Origin of the sequence: Frondihabitans cladoniiphilus, from assembly GCF_039544345.1 — a bacterium.
In the GTDB taxonomy this organism is placed as follows: Bacteria; Actinomycetota; Actinomycetes; order Actinomycetales; family Microbacteriaceae; genus Frondihabitans; species Frondihabitans cladoniiphilus.
The window spans coordinates 70,373-88,483 of sequence record NZ_BAABLM010000002.1 but is presented as its reverse complement, the minus strand read 5'-3'; the positions used below and the strand labels follow the sequence as shown (position 1 = coordinate 88,483).

Genomic DNA, 18,111 nt, shown 5'->3' with positions numbered 1-18,111 from the left:
AGCGGCCCCGCCGAGCCGAAGCGGCCCCGCCGAACCGGGACGCGGTCCGGAGAAAGCGGGCGCTGCCCGAAGAAAGCGGGTGCGGGCGCAGGCGGCGTGCGAGCGCAATGGAACGCCGACACTGGACCGAGGCGAGCGGTCGATGTGCGGCAGGGCCGTCAGAGCAGAGCCTGGATCTTCTGCACGGTGGCGTCGTTCCGGGCTGTGACGGTGGCTCCGAGCGCCTTCCAGAACGCCGGCGGCACGGGGCTTGCGAGCACCCCGTTCGGCAGCCACTGGTAGACGGCCTCGGGAGTCACGACGAGCTCTTCGGGCAGGAGGTCGGCGGCCGGAGGGGCGGCAGCGGAGCCCGCCTCGACGTCGAGCGGTGCTGCGGCGAACGCGACTCCGAGCCGATTGGGCTCCCGGTCGTCGATGCGTAGCGGATTGGCGTCAGCGAGGGCGGCGAAGCGTTCGGCCGAGAGCACGACCACCTCGGCATCGACACCGGTCGCCGCCAGGACCGCCGCGCGCAGGTCGGCAGCAGACAGTTCGGTCGACCGGTCGAACACGACGTTGCCCGAGTTCAGCACCGTGCGAACGAGGGAGGCGCCAGAAGCCTCGACGACGGCGCGGAGTTCGGCCATCGGTACGCGCTTCGCGGTACCCACGTTGATGCCCCGCAGCAGGGCGACCCACCGACTCGAGCCGCCCGACCCGACAGGAACGGCCGACCCGCCCGACCCGGCCGAAGGTGTCACGCTCGATGCCCCGTCACGCTCGACGCCCGGCGACGAACGGAGCCCCGTCACGCTCGACGCCCGGTGACGACCGGAGCCCCGTCACGACCGCCCCGCCGTCACGACCGACCCGCCATCATGCCGCAGGCGCCTCGGCCCGCCCGAGCACCTCGAGCAGCCAGGCGATCTCGAAGGCTCGCTCGCGCCACGACTCGTACCGGCCGCTGACCCCGCCGTGCCCGGCAGTCATCTCGATCTTGAGCGACACGGGCGCCCCGGCTTCGCGCAGACGCGCCACCCACTTCGCCGGCTCGACGTAGAGCACGCGCGTGTCGTTGAACGACGTGACGGCGAGGATCCGCGGGTAGTCGGAGGCGTCGTCGGCGACGTTCTCGTAGGGGCTGTACGTGCGCATGTAGTCGTACACCTCGGGGTCGTGCAGGGGGTCGCCCCACTCGTCCCACTCGATGACCGTGAGGGGCAGGTCGGGATCGAGGATGCTCGTCAGGGCATCGACGAACGGGACCGCCGCCAGAATGCCGGCGAAGCGGTCGGGAGCGAGGTTCGCGACGGCGCCCATGAGCAGGCCGCCGGCGCTGCCGCCCTCGGCCACGAGGGTGTCAGGCGTCGTCCGGCCCGTCGCGATGAGGTGGTCGGCCACCGCGACGAAGTCGGTGAAGGTGTTGCGCTTGGTGAGGGTCTTGCCGTTCTCATACCAGGCCCGCCCCATCTCGCCGCCGCCGCGCACGTGGGCCACGGCGAAGACGACGCCGCGATCGAGCAGCGACAGCCGGGCCACGCTGAAGCCCGGGTCGATGCTGTGTTCGTACGAGCCGTACCCGTAGAGGTGCAGCGGAGCCGGTGTGCCGGCGGGCACGGCGTCGCGACGCCAGACGAGGGAGATGGGGATCCGCGTGCCGTCGCTCGCCGTGGCCCACTCCCTGCTCTGCTCGTAGTCGGCGGGGTCGTAGTCGCCCAGCACCACCTGCTGCTTCAGCACCCGCCGCGTGCCGTCGCCTACGGTGTAGTCGAAGACCGTGGACGGCGTCACGAACGACGTGGCGACGAAACGCGCGGTGGGTTGCGTGAACTCCGGGTTGCTGCTCCACCCCGCCGAGAACAGGGCCTCGTCGAAGGCGAGCGGCTCGAGCGGGCCGTACCCGGCGTCGCTCAGGGCGATGGTGCCGATCTGCGAGAGGCCGTCGGCGCGGAAGTCGACAAGGAGGTGTTCCGCGAAGGCGTCGACCGACTCGAGACGGCGAGAGGCGAGATGGGGGATGACCACCCGGCGGTCGCTGGTGGACTGCGGGTCGTCCGCCGGCACGTCGACCAGCTCGAAGCCCTCGGCGCCGTCGTTGTGGAGGACGAGCAGACGGTCGCTGCCCTGCACGATGGCGTGCTCGATCTCGTATTCGACGCCTTCGCGGCGGGGCCACACGACCCGGAACTCGCCGGTCGGGTCGCCCGAGTCGAGCAGGAGCGTCTCGCTGGTGATCTTCGAGCCGATCTCGATCGCCAGGTACTGCCGGCTCCGCGTGAGACCCACTCCGACCCAGTAGCGGTCGTCGGGCTCTTCGAAGACCTTGACGTCGTCGGAGGAGCCGCCGACCTCGTGGCGCCAGATGGTGTCGGGCCGCCAGGAGTCGTCGACCGTCGGGTAGAAGACGTAGCGCCCGGAGGCGTCGAAGGTGGCGCCTGGCGCCGTCTGGGCGACCACGTCGGGCAGGTCGACGCCCGTCGAGAGGTCGCGGATGCGGAGGGTGTAGCGCTCGTCGCCCTCGAGGTCGGTCGCGTAGACGAGGCGGCTGCCGTCGGGTGAGACGTCGAAGCTGCCGAGCGAGAAGAAGTCGTGCCCCTCGGCCTCGACGTTGCCGTCGAAGAGCACCTCTTCGCCGTCGGCCGGGACGCCGACCTCGATGGTGGGAGGGGTCCAGTCGGACGAGTCGCGGATGGGCAGACGGCACTGGATGCCGTACTGCTTGCCCTCGGCGGTGCGGGAGTAGTACCAGTAGCCGCCCTCACGTGTGGGGGTGCCGAGATCGGTCTCTTGAACGCGGCTCTTGATCTCTTCGAAGATCGTCTCGCGCAGCCCTTCGAGGTGGCGGTTCTCCAGCTCGGTGAAGGCGTTCTCGGCCTCGAGGTGGGAGACGACCTCCGGGTTCTCCTTCTCGCGGAGCCATTCGTAGTCGTCGACGAAGTCGTGGCCGTGGTGGGAGCGGGTGATCGGTTTCTGGGGAGCGTGCGGGGCCGAAGGGAGCCCGGAGGGGAGTGCCATGGAGAAAGCCTACTGACGGCCCCTGTCAGTGGATCCCCCGCTCAGTGGACCCGGTCGGGCGGCCCGCCCACCGGGCGGTGTCGGGGGTACGTGTCGCTCGCCGCGTGGGCTTGCTCGGGATCGTCGCCCTCGTCGCCCAGGTCTTCGCCGGTGCCGGCCTTCTCCTCGCCCGAGGGGGAGTGCACGCCCGGCAGCGTCTTCAGCCCGTCGACGTCTTTGCCCTTGGCACGGGCTTCGGCCGGGGTCTCTTCGCGCTCCGTCATGAGCCGAGGCTACCGGGTGGCTCAGAGCAGCGGCTCGCCGATCTCGGTCGGCACCTCGAGCCCTCGAACGCTCGGCCCGAGACGCGCCTGGCCCGGCTCGAGATCGTCGATGCGCGGCGACGAGGCGGCGATGGTGTGGACGGCGGCGTTGAGCCGGGCCTGGAGCTGCATCAGATGGAGCTCGTAGCGGGAGGGCTCGGCCTCGCTGTCGTCGAGGAACGTGTTGCAGGCCAGGGTCATCGCGTCGAGCGGCCCGAGAGAGCGCGACCCGGGGACGAGGGCCTGTCGGGCGACTCGGATGGCCCCGCGGAGGGTCGAGACGGAGTGCCTCGCCCGCTCGTACGCGGGATCGAGCACATCGGCCCGCGGGCTCGAGCGCGGCTCGATGCGGCGTAGGACCCGCCGGAAGTGGATCTCGTGCACCAGCTCGTTGAGGGCCGCGGCCTCGCGCTTCCGGTCGCCGATCCGACCGGCGAGGAGGTTGCTGGCGAAGGCGGCGCCGGAGCCGAGGAAGGCGCCGACCGCCGCCGTGACGAGGGTCGCCCAGAGCGGCTGCATCAGTGTGTCCCGTTCGAGTGCATGCCTCGAGACTAGAAGCGACCGCCGACATCCTCGAGGCGGCCCATGAGCGACCAGACGGCCCGCGAGAGCTCGGGATGCCAGAGCGCGACGCTTCGGAGGAACTCCAGCTCGTCGTCGAGAGCCAGCCCGCTCGCGGCTCCGGCCCCGGCGTGTCCGAGCGCATCCGCCCGCACCGAGATCACGACCTGCTCGTCGACCGTGGGCAGCCCGGGGATCACCTCCCACGGATCCTCTCCCGCTCGACAGCGGAGTTCGATCAGCGTGCGCAGCTCGTCGTGCGCCTCTGCGCGCAGCACCTCGAGGCTGCGTCCGGCGCCGTGGAACTCGATCATCCGAAAAATGCTACGCCTGCCGCTCTGACAGGATCGGAGCATGGCCGAGCCCGAACCCCTGCGCCGCGTCTGCGTCGCCTACCTCCTCCGCGACCACGGCGGCACGACCCAGGTGCTCCTGGGCCGTAAGAAACGCGGCCTCGGCGTCGGCTACTACGTCGGCCTCGGCGGCAAGTTCGAAGAGGGCGAGACCGAGGGGGATGCCATGGTCCGGGAGATCGAGGAGGAGTCCGGTCTCTCGGTCCGACCGTCGGCCCTCGACCGCCGCGGCGATCTCCGGTACCTGTTCCCGTCCCGTCCGTCGTGGAGTCAGCGGTCGACGGTGTTCGTCGTCCGCGACTGGGCGGGGGAGCCGCGGGGGAGCGACGAGCTCGACCCCGAGTGGTTCGATCTGGCCGACCTGCCGCTGGGGGACATGTGGGACGACGCCCGCTTCTGGCTGCCGGGAGTGCTCGCCGGGGGACAGGTGGAACGGGAATTCGTGTTCGCCGACGACCTGGCCACGGTCGTGCATCCCACGGGCTCCTAAACGACCGCGAGGTCGGGAGGCGCGACGACACGCGGCGACGCCCCTAACGGGTGCCACCACGAGAGGGGGGCGCGTCGTTCGCAGCGGATCGATAGGTTCGATTCGTGGTCATCCAGCCGGGTGACAAAAGCCGTTTCGCCGAGGGAGCACCATGACCGTCTTCGACACCCGGACGAGTGACTCCGTCGCCCTGTTGGGGGACCGATCGCGCGAGTCCCAGCCCGTCGGGCGTCGGATCGGCTGGGTCGCCGCCTTCGGATGGCCCGCGGTCGGAGTGGCCGTCCTCGCCGGCGTCCTCACCGGACAGCTGCTGTTGACCCTGATCGGTGTTTTCGGCGTGCTCGTGCTGGCCGGCCGCCAGGTCGCCCTCGTCGTCGCAAAGAAGGTGCGCACTGCCGCTGCCGTCGTCGACGACGCTCCCTACGGCCGCCGCTGACGCTCCCTACGGACGCTGCCGACGCTCCCCTCAGCCGTTGAGCGGGTGCTCGACGTCGCGGGTTCCGTCTTTCGTCGCCCGCATGACGGGCCGGACGAAGAAGTCGATGATGCCGAACAGCACGGCGCCCATGAACGCGAAGATCGCGTAGCTGTCCCAGAGTCGTGCCGTATCGCCCCCGTGCGACGCGAGGGCGATGGAGAGGACGTAGAAGACCACGGCCGCGACGATGAAGAGCACGACGAGGCCGAGGAAGAGGCGGTGGAGTTGAAGGCGGGTCACTCGTCGAGGATACGCCGGTCGTCGAATACCGACCGACGGTAGGCCGTGCGCCGGAAGGGCTCTCCCGCCTGCGTCCCGCCGCCCTACGACCGCGTCCGCGACACCGCCGAGGTGTCCATGGCCAGTTCTTCGGCATCGAGCCCTTGCAGCACCCGCCGCATGACCTCCTCGTCGAGGTTGCCCGCGTCGCGCTCGCGGAGGACGACCTCGCGGCGCTTCTCGAGCAGTTCGCGTCGGATGCTCGCCAGCGCTCGGGCGTTGGAGCGGGCCGGGCGCACGAGCCGCGGGTCGGGCGTGATGTCGGGCACCGCGACGTCGGGCGTCGAGCGCATGTCCGTGGCGCGGCCGGGCTCGGGGATCTCGGTCTGCTCGACCCCGCTGCCGTCTTCGGCCTCGTCGCGGAGACCCTGGCGGAAGGCCTGGTCTTGGCGGGAGAGGCGCTCCTTCATGATCGTGATTCCGCGGTCGACGGGCTCGGCGCCCCACTCCTCCGCCCAGGCGTCGCGGCGCTTGTCGAGGTAGCCGACGGCCTCCTCGGTGCTGTTGGAGACGAGGCGGAGCTCGGCCTGGACGTCGCGGTCGGCCTGCTCGAGGTCTTGCACGCCGAGGCGGCGGATGACGAACGGCAGCGTGAGGCCTTGGAGGAGAAGGGTGCCGACGGTAACGACGAACGCGATGAGGAACATGGTGTCGCGTGCCGGGACGCTTTCTCCCGTGTCGGTGACGAGGGGGATCGAGACGGCGGCCGCGAGGGTCACCACCCCGCGCATCCCCGTCCAGGAGACGACCGTCAGCTGCTGCCAGCTGAGCTTCGGATCCGATCGACCCCAGATCATGCGCGCGGCCCGGGCCTTGCGGAACCGTCGGAAACGGGAGTAGACGATGCGCCGGATCAGGCGGGACCAGTAGTAGCTGCCGAAGACGAACAGCGGTCTGACCACGATCACGACCCCGAGCACCACGAAGGCGACCCCCACTCCTTCGGCGAGGCCGCGCGAGCTGGCCGCGACGTCGTTGACGACGGTCTTGAGTTGCAGGCCGATGAGCGCGAAGACGAAGCCCTCGAGGGTGATGTCGGCGGCGGCCCAGATGGGGCGTTCCTGCAGGCGGGATGCATAGCCGGACTTCGGCGAGTTGTAGCCGACGTACAGGCCTGCCGCGACCACGGCCAGCACGCCCGACCCGCTCAGCTCTTCGGCCACGATGTAGGCCAGGAACGGCAGCAGCAGGCCGATGACGATCTCGACGACCGGGTCTTTGACGCGCATGCGCAGAGTGTGCGCCAGGACTCCGAGGACGAGGCCGACGGCGACGCCGACCCCGATGGCGAGACCGAAGATGCCGAGGTCGTTCCAGACCGTGAGCGTGGCGCCGCCGATGATGAGGAGGAACACCTTCACCAGGGTCAGTGACGCGGCGTCGTTGATGAGGCTCTCGCCCGAGATGACCGCCATCACCTTGCGCGGGAGGCCCAGTTTGCGGCCGATCGAGGCCGCGGAGACGGCGTCGGGCGGAGCGACCACCGCACCGATCAGGAAGGCTGCGGGGAGAGTCATGTCGGGGATGAGCATGTACGCGACGAAGCCGACGACGAGCGCCGTGATGATCACGAGGAAGATGCCGAGCCGACGGATCTGCACGAGCGACTGCCGGAAGTTCTGGAACGAGACGTCGAGCGAGGCCGAGTAGAGCAGCGGCGGCAGGATGACGGTGAGGATCACGTCCGAGTCGATGTGGATCGACGGGAGCCCGGGGATGAACGACACGGCGAGGGCGACCGCCACGACGAGGAGGGGGGCCGGCAGGCCGCGCCAGCGCGCGAACGCCGTGATCGCGAGGGATCCCGCGAGAAGGAGCAGGAGTTCGAGGAGTTCCATGGCGTACCGTCCGTCGTGTTTCGGCGGGCACTCGACCACTTCGGGGGCGGTCCGTGCGGGGGCTCCCCAGTCTGCCAGGTGTCGCCGAGGTGGCGCCTGGGTCCGGTCCTGCCGGAAGGCGGCGGCGGGTCCGGCGAGACGCGGGGCCCTGCACCTGGGTAGTGTTGCGCCGGTGGATCTCACACTCGTCGTCGTCCTGGTCATCGCGCTGGCCATTTTCTTCGATTTCACGAACGGCTTTCACGACACCGCCAACGCGATGGCGACACCGATCGCGACAGGGGCACTGAGGCCCAAGGTCGCGGTCACCGTCGCCGCGCTCCTGAACCTGATCGGCGCGTTCCTGTCGACCGAGGTCGCGAAGACCATCTCCGGCGGCATCATCCGCGAGGGCCCCGGCGGCGTGGACATCACCCCGACGATGATCTTCGCGGGCCTGATCGGCGCCGTGATCTGGAACATGGTCACCTGGCTGCGCGGTCTGCCCTCCTCGTCGTCGCACGCGCTGTTCGGCGGCCTGATCGGCGCGGCTCTCGTCGGCGCGGGCACCGGCTCGGTCGACTTCGGCGTCGTCCTCTCGAAGGTCGTGTTCCCGGCGTTCCTCGCACCGCTCGTGGCGGGGCTCGTCGCCTTCGTGGCCACGAAGCTCGCCTACACGATCACTCGCCGGGCCAACGGCAAGAACCAGCGCGGCGGCTTCCGCGTGGGCCAGATGTTCACCTCTTCGCTGGTGGCCCTGGCGCACGGCACCAACGACGCGCAGAAGACGATGGGCGTCATCACCCTCACGCTGATCGCCGGCGGATTCCTCTCGAGCGGCGCCAACCCGCCCTTCTGGGTGATCCTGGTCTGCGCCTGCGCCATCGCCGCAGGCACCTACACCGGCGGCTGGCGCATCATCCAGACCCTCGGCGGCGGGCTCACCGACATCAAGGCCACGCAGGGCTTCTCTGCCGAGGCCTCCACCGCGGCGACCGTGCTCGCCTCGAGCCACCTCGGCTTCGCGCTCTCGACGACGCAGGTGTCGTCGGGGTCGATCATCGGTGCGGGCCTCGGCCGACGCGGCTCCACGATCCAGTGGGGCACCGCCGGCAAGATCGTCATCGCCTGGTTCATCACCCTGCCCGCCGCGGCCGCGGTCGGCGCCCTGTGCGAGCTCATCGCGCGGCTCGGCACGGTCGGTCTGATCGTCGACGCGGTCCTCGGCTTCGGCGTCATCGTGCTCATCTTCGTGCTCTCCCGGCGCAAGCCGGCCGAGACCGGCAACGCCCTCGAAGTCGACCAGGCGGCCAACTCCGTGTTCACCAGGAAGGAGCGCCGTGCCCTCGCGAAGAAGCACAGCGACGAGATGCTGCTCGCGCGTCGGCGGATGAGCGACGAGTCGTCCCTGTTCGACCTCGGAGAGCCTGCACCGGTCGCCGCGGGTGCGAGTTCCGGCACGACCCCGACGGGAGAGAAGCGATGACCATCGACTGGGGAGCCTTCATCACCGTGGCCCTGGTGTCGCTGGTGTCGGCCGGCGCGCTCGTCGCCGTGTACGCCACCGGACTCCGCCTGCTCGCGGTCGAGCCGCGCCCGGCGATCGCCTCGTTCGGCGCCTACGCCTGTTTCGTGGTGTGCGCCCTGGGCGTGCTCTACGGCATCTACCTCATCATCCCGTCGTTGCACGCCGGCTGACGATGATCGAGCACGGCCGGCGCGCGACGAGGCGCGCCCGATGAGGATCGTCGTCGCGGTCAACCCGTCGGCGTCGTTCGGGCGGCGCAAACCCCTCGGCCCCGTGGTGGTCGAGCGGCTGGGGGCGGCGGGGCACGACGTCGTGGCGCTCGACCGATCCAGCTACGACGACCTCCTGGCCGCCACCCGGTCGGCCGTCGAGTCGCGCCCCGACGCGCTGGTGGTCGTCGGCGGCGACGGAATGGTCTCGCTCGGCACCGGGCTCCTGGCGCAGTCGGGCATCCCCCTCGGCATCGTCCCGACCGGGACGGGCAACGACTTCGCCCGTGCGCTCGGGATCCCCTACGAGGAGCCGCTCGAGGCCCTGCACCTCCTCGAGGGGTGGCTGGGGCATCCCCCGCTCTCGGTCGACGCCTTGCGCGTGCGGCGTACCGACGGCGGCACCACCTGGGTCGCGGGAGGCGTCTCGGCCGGGTTCGACGCCTTCGTGAACGAGCGCGCCAACCGGATGCGGCGGCCCCGGGGGCGGATCCGCTACGACATCGCCCTCGTGCTCGAGCTGCTGCGGCTGCGGCGGGTCGACTACGAGATCACGATCGACGGCCGCGAGCAGTCGGTCCCCGGCATTCTCGTCACCGTCGGCAACGCGCCGTCGGTCGGCGGCGGCATCCGCCTGCTGCCCGACGCCGTGATCGACGACGGGCTGGCCGACGTGCTGGTCGTCGACCGGCTGTCCCGGGCGACGTTCGTGCGCCTCTTCCCGCGCGTCGCGAAAGGCACGCACACGGGGGATGCCCGGGTCAACGTCTCCCGGGCGACCCGCGTCACCATCGACGCCCCGGGTGTCGCGGCCTACGGCGACGGCGAACGCATCGGCCCGCTGCCGGTCGACGTCGAGATCGTGCCCGGCGCTCTTCGCGTGTTCGCGCCGCCGAGGGCCCCGGGCGGGGGCGGCTCGATCAGTACCAGTTGACCGACTGCGAGTGCGCCCACGCGGCGCACGGCGAGCCGTACGAGCCCTTGATGTAGCCGAGCCCCCAGATGATCTGGGTGGTGGCGTTCGAGGCCCAGTCGGTGCCGGCCGAGGCCATCTTGCTTCCGGGCAGGGCCTGGGGGATGCCCGTGGCTCCGCTCGAGTTGTGCGCCGTGTACCGCCAGCCCGACTCCTTGCTCCACAGCGAGACGAGGCAGGTGAACTGGCTGGCTCCCCAGCCGTACTGCGAGCTGGCGAGGGCGGCGGCGGTCGCCTGGGCTCCGGCGACGGTGTTGCCCGCGGCGAGCTTGGCGGAGGCAGCGGCGGCGTCGGCCTGAGCCTGAGCGGCTGCGGCCGCAGCGGCGGCGTCAGCGGCCTGCTGAGCGGCGATCTGCTGGTTCGCGGCGTCGGTGGCCGCAGCGACGGTCTGGGCGGCGGTCTGCGTCACCTGGACGCGAGCGAGGATCGTGTCGGGCGCGAGCTTCTTGTAGTCGGCGAGCTCGGTCACGTTCGCGGTCAGCGCGGTGGCGTCGGCCTTGCCCGCCGCTGCCTGCGCGACCTGCTTCGCCGTCGCGATCGCCTGGGCCGCGGTCATGTCCGCGGTGGCCTCGCTCACGGCGGAGCCGGCGTGCACGGAGACGCGGCCGTCGGTCGTGGCGGTGACGGTCGGCGTGGGCGTTCCGAGGGTCGGGCCGATGTCGAGGCCGACCGACGACGCGGCACCGGTGGCCACTCCGGTGGCAGCAGCGGCGGCGGCGCCGAAGGCCGAGCCGCCGCCGGTCGTGACGAAGCCGGTGCCGGCGACGAGGGCGCACGCGGCGACGGCGGAGAGGGCGACGATCTTCGGCCGGTTGCGTCGGCGGGTCGAGGCGCGGCGAGCGGCGGCGAGGTCGCGGCGCGTGGCCGGCGTGCTGGCGTCGAGCGCGGAAGAGGCGGTGGTCGGGGTGGAGCGGGGCGTGACGAGGCGCAAGTGGGTCCAATGGATCGACCGAGTGCACACCACGTCGAACGAGGACAGGGCAACGTCGAAGCCTTGGCTCCCGGTGGTCGCGGAGCAGAGCCATGCCGCACGCCGGACGGTCGCCCGGCGATGCGCGGGTTCCGTGGTGACGTGGGCCAGTGGTGGATCGGTGGCGGGGTCTCGAGGCTTTCGGCCTCACGCGCTCCGGGCCGACTGCACTGCAGGGGCCGGCGGAGGCGAAGTGGCGAGTATGCAAGCCGTTTCTGGACAGGTGCGCCGAAACACCTGGCAGAATCCTCTGTCCACCGATGCATTTGCATGGATCGACGTGCTCCGCGACAGCGCGGGAGACCCCGGTTCCGCCTCAGGTGCGGGTCACAGATCGAGCACGCGCCGCAGCCAGGCCACCCGGGCCGCTGTGGCCTCGATCGAGATCCGCGCGTTCGGCACGAACAGGTCGAAGCCGTGGAACCCGCCCGGCCAGACGTGCAGCTCGGCGATCCCGCCCTGGGCCCAGATCGCCGAGGCGTAGGCGACGTCCTCGTCGCGGAACACCTCGGCGGTGGCGCAGTCGACGAAGGTCGGCGGGAGGCCCGAGAAGTCGGTTGCACGGGCCGGTGCGGCGTAGGGCGAGACGGCGTCGGTCTTGCGTCGATCGCCGAGCAGGGCATCCCACCCGGTGTCGATGCTGCCGCGGTCCCAGACGCCGATCCCGTCGATCTGGTGGCTCGACACGGTCTCGTTGCGGTCGTCGAGCATGGGGTAGATCAGGAGCGACGCGGCGAGCGCCGGTCCGCCCTCGTCGCGCGCCTTGAGGGAGACTCCTGCGGCGAGGCCTCCGCCGGCGCTGGCGCCCGCGATCACGAGGCGGGCCGGGTCGAAGCCGAGCTCGTCGGCGTGCTCGGCGGTCCGCACGAGGCCCGCGTAGCAGTCGTCGATCGGGGTCGGGTCGGGGTGCTCGGGGGCGAGCCGGTATTCGATCGAGACGACCACGACGTCGAGGGTGTCGACCCAGGCGAGGTATTCGGGCGCACCGGTGAATCGGTCGCCGATGATCATGCCGCCGCCGTGGGTGTGGAAGATCCCGGGGGAGCCGGGCGCGTGGTCGGTGCGAGTGAAGATCGACACGGTCACCTCGCCGCCCTCGACGGGGATCGTGCGCTCCTCGTGGCGGATGGGCCGGTCGGCGATGAGATCCTCGATGGGCACGGCGGGTGCCTGCCTCATCAGGGGGATCAGCTCGGGGGAGAGCGTCGGCGGCATCTGGCCGCGGAGCGCTTCGAGGACGGGCGCGACCTCCGGATCGAACGGGGGCGCGGGATGCACGGAAGCGGTCATGGGAAACTCCTTCGTCTCGGCCACGGCACTGTGGCCCGTCCATCCTGCGCCACGGGGTCGGCTTTACGTCCGGTAGAACGAGTTGTACGCTCGCCGGGGAGGGGTGCAGGGCCTCTCGACACGCGTGCTGAGTCCTGAGGGGTGACGATGGCCGGAACCGTGATCGACGTCGAGACGGACGACTTCGTCGTCGCCGCGTCCGCCGCGTCGTCCGCTGCCGCGAGCGTGAGGGCGGCGCGGGATGCGGCGCGGGCATCCCTCGCCGGACTCTCCCGCATGGCGGGCTCCGACCCGTCCGGGGTGACCTGGGCGTCGTCGTACGACGGTGCCGCGAAGGATGCGTTCACGGGGCTCGACGGTCTGGTCCTGGCCCTCGAGCAGGTCTCGGCGGGTCTGGCTGTGACCGGCCTCAACTACGCGACGGCGGACTGGCTGTCGGCCGGGCACGCCGGCCAGGCGCCCGGCACCACCGCCCCGTCGACGCCGGTGGCCGAGCGGACGTCGCCGCCCCCGACCGCGTCCGGCGGCTCGCGATCGTTCGGCGCCGCGGGATTCGACCTCGTAGCGAACTTCATCGGAGATCTGTGGCCGGACGGCGACACGGGCAAGCTGAAGAGCGCCGGCGCGGCGTGGAAGGCGCTGGGTTCCGACCTGGACTCGGCCGTCTCCGGGTGCACGCGCATCCTGGACGCCCTGTCGTCGTCGCAGACGCCCGAGATGGACTCGATCCGGTCGACGGTGACCACGGTGCAGGGGCACGTCTCGGACCTGGCGAGCCAGGCGGGCGTGCTCGGCGGTGCCTGCGTGTCGTTCGCGTCGCACATCGACCAGGTGCACACCGACACCGAGCGCGAGCTGCAGAGCCTGCTTCTGCAGGTCGAGCTGACGGCCGCCGGCGGGCTCGTCCTCACGTTCGTGACGGCGGGACTGTCGGACGCGGCCGCCGCGGCAGGAGCGGCGGCCGAGGTCGCCGCATCGGTCAGCCGGATCCTTGCCTTCATCGCGCGCCTCGCCTCCGCTGCGTTGAAGATCGCCGACGAGGCGGTGGCGGCGGGCAGCTCGTTCGTCAAGGCCGCGTCGCTGTCGGAGAAGATCGGCGTGAAGGTCGCGGTCTTCGCCGGGAAGAGCGCCAAGTACGGCCTCGGCGGTGCGGCCGGCAACGTCGCCGTCACCGCGATCGTCGACCCGAAGGCGAATCTGGCGGATGCTGCGGTGAGCGGCTTCGTCGGTGGTGCGGCGTTCGGAATGCTCGGGGAAGGAGCCGTCATCGGAGTGAGGGCCGTTTCGTCCCGCGTGGCCGCGAGGGCTGCCGGGAGATTCGCGGCTGACATGCCGGTAAACAGGGCCTTGGTCGATTCAGCCGACTCGGGGCTCGCGCCTGAACACGGCCTCGTGCCCGGACCGGGCAAAGAACTCGGGTCTGAGGTCCGCGGCGAGCCGGCGCTGACGGCCGAGGGCGTGGTGATCACGCCTCGCGCCGATGTCGCGCGGTCGCTCGACGATCCGCCCGTGCTCGGAAGCTCCGAGGGTGGGCCCGGTGTCTGGAAGCACGTGAGCCGTTCTCCGAGGGGACGGCCCGATCAGATCCACGCGACTGGTGTGGAACTCACGCCTGATGGCGAGACGATGGAATACGTCATTTCCGGCGGCCCCGGCAGGCGCGATGTGGAAATCGACGGATTCCACTGGAGGGGAGACCCTCCCCTCTCCGTGTATCAGGAGGTCAAGGGTAATTACGACATCCTTTACATGCCGTTCAAGCCGGCCGATGCGGTCGAACTGGAGATCGGCCAGTGGGTGGAGCAGGCTCAACGTCAGGCCAGAGTCATCCCCGAGGGGAGCATCAAAGAATGGATCCTGACGCGGAACCCTGAGCTGATCGAACCACTTCAAGACGCGTTCGAGGAGGCGGGCCTTGGCGATATCCGCGTTCTCTATGTCCCTCTCGCGCCCTAGGGCGTTGCACACGCCGCCGATAGGGTGAGAAGACCATGACTGCATTCGTTGACCAAGCCTCTTCGTGGAACCGTGAGGACGTCATTCTGCGCGGCTTCTGGGGAGGCCGATCCGATTCCGTCGACGAGCTCGCCGCACGAATGGCATCCACGACAGAACTCCTCCGGAGTTTCGGCGGCCGGCTCGCTCGCCCATGGCTCGAGTTCACTGAGAGCCCTCGGCTCGTCCCCGACGACCTCGGCGGGTGGCGCGATTTCGTCCGACGCTCCGTGATCCGGGACGATCACGGTCGCCCCGATCCCTTGAGCGGACACGCCGTCAGCATCGTCAGCGAGTCGTCAGACGGTTTCTCCAGGGCCAAATTCACCGTCAGTGCGGGTGAAGCCGAAGGGGTTCTGAGTGTTCCGTCGAACCGGTTCCTCCTGAAGTTCGGAGAGCCATCGACGGGATCGAGTTCCGACTATCCGTTGGACGAGGAGATCGTTCCCATCGCCGGGGAACTCCTGCGGGGCCTCGTCTCCCTCTGGAAACCCGACACTGCCGCCCTTCTGACGAAACCGATGCTTCGAGCTCAGCGCGGAGGGCCGAGTCGACTGCCCGATGTCGGAGCGGTGTCGTGGTTCTCACCCGTGGTCGCGAATCTCCCTTCATCCCTCGAGGGGGCGACCCTCGAAGCGTTCGGAGAGGGAGCGATCCTCACCGTCGGTGCACCCGGGACGGCCTCGTCGTCGGCGGAGGCAGTCGCTGCTGTCCGAGGGAGTCTTCTCGAACAGGGGCGGCTTTTGCCGGCTCCGCCCGTTCAGGCGGTTCCGCCGCAGGTACCCGGGCCGGGGAGTCTCTCTCCGGCCTAGCAGGGGCGCTGATCCCCGGCTCCGCCAGCCCAGGACACGCCGCCCGCCGTTCCAGGGGCCGTAGACACTCGCCGCCTGAGACACTCGACTGTGGATACCGACCTGCCCTTCCTCACCCGTCGCGGATCGATCGGTGATTTCACGGCCGCCTACCGTCCGGCCGACGCGACGACGATTCCCCTTCTGCTCCTGAATGCGGTCGGCCGGAAGGATCTGCCGTCGCGGTACGAGGTGAGCGGCATCCTCCTCGACGACGGCGCGGATGCGTCCGAGACCAACGACGAGGGCGAGAACGCCCTCCATGTCCTCTTCGGGCAGGTCAAGCACGACCTCCCCGCCGAGGTAGCCCTGGCCGCCCGCCTCATCGACGCGGGTGCCGACGTCAACGCCCTCGACTCGAAACAGCGTCTGCCGCTTCAGGCCATCGTGAACCTGAAGTTCGACGACGAGGCCCTGTCGCCGCTGTACGACCTGTGGTTCGCCCAGCCCGGTCTCGACGTCACCACGAAGAACGCCTGGGGCTTCAGCCCTCTCGATTTGGCGCGAAAGTTCCCGTATCGGGCCGCTCTCGTCGCCCGCATGGAAGGAGTCGTCGAGTCGCACCTCGGCTGAGACCGCCGACGCAGCTGCCGCCGACTCACCGTGCCGAGTCACCGCACCGAGGCGTCCAACTCCCGAGCATGCGCCGCCAGCCACTCCCGTCGGCGCAGGATCACGTCGCCGACCCCCTCGTCCCACATCCGCCGCCAGCCACCACCGAGCGTCTCGGCGCGGTGCCGCATCGAGAACCACGACCGGTCGGCGATGTTCCGGCTGACCGGCACGAGCAGCGCTCGATCCTCGGCCGACAGACCGTACGCCTCGACGGCGAGCCGAGCGCGGCGGAACGGGTCCGCCTCCCGCAGGGCGTCCTGCCGATCCTCGACGGGCATCCACGGCGCCCACCAGAGCAGCAGGTTCGCCATCTCCTCGACCCGGGTCGCCGGTCGCGCGAGGTCGAAGTCGATCAGCGACTGCGCGGTGCCGTCGCGGAACACCACGTTCTCCGGAGTGATGTCGAGGTGGGCCAAGAACCTCGCTGCAGGCGCAGTCGACGACGGCGAGCCCGGGGGATGCACGGGCCGCAGCTCCTCGGCCCACTCCGGCAGCCCCGCCAGCACCGCGGCGTCGTCGTAGCGCCGCACCAGTCGGGCCAGGCTCACGAGCCGCCCCTCGTCGGCCACCCACTCGGGCCACGGCCGTGTCGCGACCTCTCCGTCGACGTAGCTCAGCACGTCCCGCTCCCGGGCATCGACGCCGAGGTGCCTCGGGGCGCCGTCGAACCCGACTCGTTCGAGGTGCTCCAGCAACAGCCGCACCCCGTTCGACGACGGCAGTCGCGGGCGGCGCACCGTGTCGCCCACCCGCACCAGCCCCTCGGTCACGTCGCCGCCCTCGAGAGGGACCTCCGGCAGGCCCGCGTCGGACTCGATCCAATTGCCTTCCATCGCATCATTCTGCTACCGTCCATTTAGCTTCCATGGAAGTTACATCCATGGAATAGAAAATCGAAGGGCTGAGCCATGACCGACCTCGCGACCGTCTTCAGCGACCTCGTCCGCTACCAGATCACGCTCTGGAACGCAGTCGACGTGCGCCTCAAGACCGACCTCGACTTCTCCCTCGCGAACTACGAGACCCTCCGCGCCATCGACTCCCGCGACACCTGCCGAGTGCTCGACGTCGCCGACGAGCTGGTGATCACCGTGGGCGGCGCCAGCAAGATCGTCGATCGGCTCGAAGCGCAGGGGCTCTGTGCACGCCGTCCGAACCCCGACGACCGCCGCTCGTCGATCGTGTCCGTCACACCCGCCGGTGAGAGAGCCCTCCACGCCGCGCGTCGGACCGTCGAGGACGAGTTGCAGAAGCGGCTCGGCTCCCCCCTCACCGTCGCCGACCTCGACCGTTTCGCCGACACGCTGTCGGCGCTGCGCGCCTCCACCCGTCACGCCGGCACCCCTGCCGCGCCCACCCCCGAAGGAGCACCCGCATGACCGCCACCGACACGATCCACGCCGACCCGAGCATCCCGCGCACCATGCGAGCCGTCGTGCTCGACGCCCCCGGCACCGAGGCGGAGCCCGGGGCGCTGGCCATCCGAACCCTCCTGGTGCCGACCCCCGAGGCCGGCTGGGTGCTGATCGAGGTCAAGGCGTTCGGCCTCAACCGGTCCGAGCTGCACACCCGCGAGGGTTTGGCCGACGGCGTGACATTCCCGCGCGTTCTCGGGATCGAGGCGACCGGTGTCGTGGCAGCGGCGCCCGGAGGCGAGTTCGAGGTCGGCCAGCAGGTCGTCGCGATGATGGGCGGCATGGGGCGGACGTTCGACGGAGGCTACGCCGAGTACACCGCGGTGCCGGCCTCGCAGGTGATCCCGTTCGCCTCCGACCTGCCCTGGTCGACTCTCGGCGCCGTCGGCGAGATGCTGCAGACGGCCAATGGCTCCATGGTCGTGGGGCTCGACGTCAGGCCGGGGGAGTCGATCCTCATCCGCGGCGGCACCTCCTCGATCGGCATGGCCACCGCCGTCCTCGCCAAGCAGCGCGGCATGACCGTGTTCGCCACGACGCGCAACCCGGCCAAAGCCGACTCCCTGACGGCCATCGGCGTCGACCACGTGATCGTCGACGACGGGCACGTGGCGGCGGCGGTCCGGGCGATCGTGCCCGACGGGGTCGACACCGCGCTCGAACTCGTCGGCGCCCCGACCCTCGTCGACACGATGCAGGCCGTCGGCTACCACGGCCTGGCGTGCATGACGGGGATGCTCTCCAACTCCTGGACCCTGCCCGACTTCTACCCGACCGGCGACATCCCCCGCGGCGTCTGGCTGACGGGCTACGGCGGCGACGCGTCCGATCTGCCGGCGGCGGTGCTGCAGGCGTTCCTGGACGCCGTCGCGGCAGGCGACGCGGTCGTGCCGATCCAGCGCGTCTTCCCCATGGACGAGATCGTCCTGGCGCACGAGACGATGCTCGCGGGGCACGGCAGCGGCAAGCTCGTCGTCACGACATGACCCGT

19 protein-coding genes are annotated in these 18,111 nt (G+C 70.5%); 9 read left to right on the top strand and 10 right to left on the bottom strand.

All coding sequences use genetic code 11. The annotated features are described in order from the left end of the window. Positions 1 to 158: 158 nt before the first annotated feature. From ABEA39_RS05425 to ABEA39_RS05405, 5 genes are all read right to left on the bottom strand, one after another. The gene (locus tag ABEA39_RS05425) at positions 159 to 791 is read right to left on the bottom strand and encodes a DUF1697 domain-containing protein (RefSeq protein ID WP_345374146.1); all 633 of its coding nucleotides are present in this window, start codon (positions 789 to 791) and stop codon (positions 159 to 161) included. 64 nt (positions 792 to 855) lie between these two features. Then, the gene (locus ABEA39_RS05420; protein WP_345374144.1) at positions 856 to 2,994 is read right to left on the bottom strand and encodes a S9 family peptidase; all 2,139 of its coding nucleotides are present in this window, start codon (positions 2,992 to 2,994) and stop codon (positions 856 to 858) included. A 41-nt stretch (positions 2,995 to 3,035) separates the two neighbouring features. Beyond that, a complete protein-coding gene (locus ABEA39_RS05415) occupies positions 3,036 to 3,257 on the bottom strand; it encodes a hypothetical protein (RefSeq protein WP_345374142.1) in 222 nt (73 codons plus the stop codon). A gap of 21 nt (positions 3,258 to 3,278) precedes the next feature. After that, positions 3,279 to 3,815 carry a hypothetical protein gene (locus ABEA39_RS05410; RefSeq protein ID WP_345374140.1) on the bottom strand — a complete coding sequence of 179 codons (537 nt, stop codon included), beginning with the start codon at positions 3,813 to 3,815 and terminating at the stop codon, positions 3,279 to 3,281. A gap of 32 nt (positions 3,816 to 3,847) precedes the next feature. Then, a complete protein-coding gene (locus ABEA39_RS05405; RefSeq protein WP_345374138.1) occupies positions 3,848 to 4,171 on the bottom strand; it encodes a hypothetical protein in 324 nt (107 codons plus the stop codon). Between the two features lie 40 nt (positions 4,172 to 4,211). Between ABEA39_RS05405 and ABEA39_RS05400 the strand changes: the two genes are divergently transcribed. Further along, on the top strand, positions 4,212 to 4,700 hold the full coding sequence (locus ABEA39_RS05400) for an 8-oxo-dGTP diphosphatase (RefSeq protein WP_345374136.1): 489 nt from the start codon (positions 4,212 to 4,214) through the stop codon (positions 4,698 to 4,700). Between the two features lie 151 nt (positions 4,701 to 4,851). Beyond that, positions 4,852 to 5,136 carry a hypothetical protein gene (locus ABEA39_RS05395; RefSeq protein ID WP_345374134.1) on the top strand — a complete coding sequence of 95 codons (285 nt, stop codon included), beginning with the start codon at positions 4,852 to 4,854 and terminating at the stop codon, positions 5,134 to 5,136. A 30-nt stretch (positions 5,137 to 5,166) separates the two neighbouring features. Here ABEA39_RS05395 and ABEA39_RS05390 read toward each other — a convergent pair whose 3' ends face one another. Further along, the gene (locus tag ABEA39_RS05390) at positions 5,167 to 5,418 is read right to left on the bottom strand and encodes a hypothetical protein (RefSeq protein WP_345374132.1); all 252 of its coding nucleotides are present in this window, start codon (positions 5,416 to 5,418) and stop codon (positions 5,167 to 5,169) included. 83 nt (positions 5,419 to 5,501) lie between these two features. Next, positions 5,502 to 7,295, bottom strand: coding sequence for a cation:proton antiporter (locus tag ABEA39_RS05385; RefSeq protein ID WP_345374129.1), 1,794 nt, complete (start codon positions 7,293 to 7,295; stop codon positions 5,502 to 5,504). 172 nt (positions 7,296 to 7,467) lie between these two features. Here ABEA39_RS05385 and ABEA39_RS05380 point away from each other — a divergent pair, with 172 nt between their 5' ends. From ABEA39_RS05380 to ABEA39_RS05370, 3 genes are read left to right on the top strand one after another with little or no spacing between them, the layout of a single operon-like run. Continuing rightward, entirely contained in the window at positions 7,468 to 8,760 is a 1,293-nt protein-coding gene (locus ABEA39_RS05380; protein WP_345374127.1) for an inorganic phosphate transporter, read from the top strand. Next, on the top strand, positions 8,757 to 8,972 hold the full coding sequence (locus tag ABEA39_RS05375; protein WP_345374125.1) for a hypothetical protein: 216 nt from the start codon (positions 8,757 to 8,759) through the stop codon (positions 8,970 to 8,972). Before ABEA39_RS05380 ends, ABEA39_RS05375 begins: the two co-directional genes overlap by 4 nt. Positions 8,973 to 9,012: 40 nt before the next feature. After that, positions 9,013 to 9,945, top strand: a complete 933-nt coding sequence (locus ABEA39_RS05370) for a diacylglycerol/lipid kinase family protein (protein ID WP_345374122.1) — start codon at positions 9,013 to 9,015, stop codon at positions 9,943 to 9,945. Here ABEA39_RS05370 and ABEA39_RS05365 read toward each other — a convergent pair. Then, positions 9,932 to 10,915, bottom strand: coding sequence for an aggregation-promoting factor C-terminal-like domain-containing protein (locus ABEA39_RS05365; protein WP_345374119.1), 984 nt, complete (start codon positions 10,913 to 10,915; stop codon positions 9,932 to 9,934). The two genes, ABEA39_RS05370 and ABEA39_RS05365, sit on opposite strands and share 14 nt — an antisense overlap. 366 nt (positions 10,916 to 11,281) lie before the next feature. Beyond that, complete coding sequence (locus ABEA39_RS05360) at positions 11,282 to 12,244, bottom strand: alpha/beta hydrolase (protein WP_345374116.1); 963 nt, start codon at positions 12,242 to 12,244, stop codon at positions 11,282 to 11,284. A 147-nt stretch (positions 12,245 to 12,391) separates the two neighbouring features. Between ABEA39_RS05360 and ABEA39_RS05355 the strand changes: the two genes are divergently transcribed. Then, positions 12,392 to 14,200: a WXG100-like domain-containing protein gene (locus tag ABEA39_RS05355; protein WP_345374114.1), complete on the top strand. Its 1,809-nt coding sequence runs from the start codon at positions 12,392 to 12,394 to the stop codon at positions 14,198 to 14,200. A 941-nt stretch (positions 14,201 to 15,141) separates the two neighbouring features. Next, positions 15,142 to 15,663, top strand: a complete 522-nt coding sequence (locus ABEA39_RS05350; protein ID WP_345374112.1) for a hypothetical protein — start codon at positions 15,142 to 15,144, stop codon at positions 15,661 to 15,663. Positions 15,664 to 15,701: 38 nt separating this feature from the next. Here ABEA39_RS05350 and ABEA39_RS05345 read toward each other — a convergent pair whose 3' ends face one another. Continuing rightward, positions 15,702 to 16,538, bottom strand: a complete 837-nt coding sequence (locus ABEA39_RS05345) for a phosphotransferase (protein ID WP_345374110.1) — start codon at positions 16,536 to 16,538, stop codon at positions 15,702 to 15,704. A gap of 75 nt (positions 16,539 to 16,613) precedes the next feature. Here ABEA39_RS05345 and ABEA39_RS05340 point away from each other — a divergent pair, with 75 nt between their 5' ends. After that, positions 16,614 to 17,084: a MarR family winged helix-turn-helix transcriptional regulator gene (locus tag ABEA39_RS05340; RefSeq protein ID WP_345374107.1), complete on the top strand. Its 471-nt coding sequence runs from the start codon at positions 16,614 to 16,616 to the stop codon at positions 17,082 to 17,084. Then, the gene (locus tag ABEA39_RS05335) at positions 17,081 to 18,106 is read left to right on the top strand and encodes an alcohol dehydrogenase catalytic domain-containing protein (RefSeq protein ID WP_345374105.1); all 1,026 of its coding nucleotides are present in this window, start codon (positions 17,081 to 17,083) and stop codon (positions 18,104 to 18,106) included. The genes ABEA39_RS05340 and ABEA39_RS05335 overlap by 4 nt, the downstream gene beginning before the upstream one ends. Positions 18,107 to 18,111 lie beyond the last annotated feature (5 nt).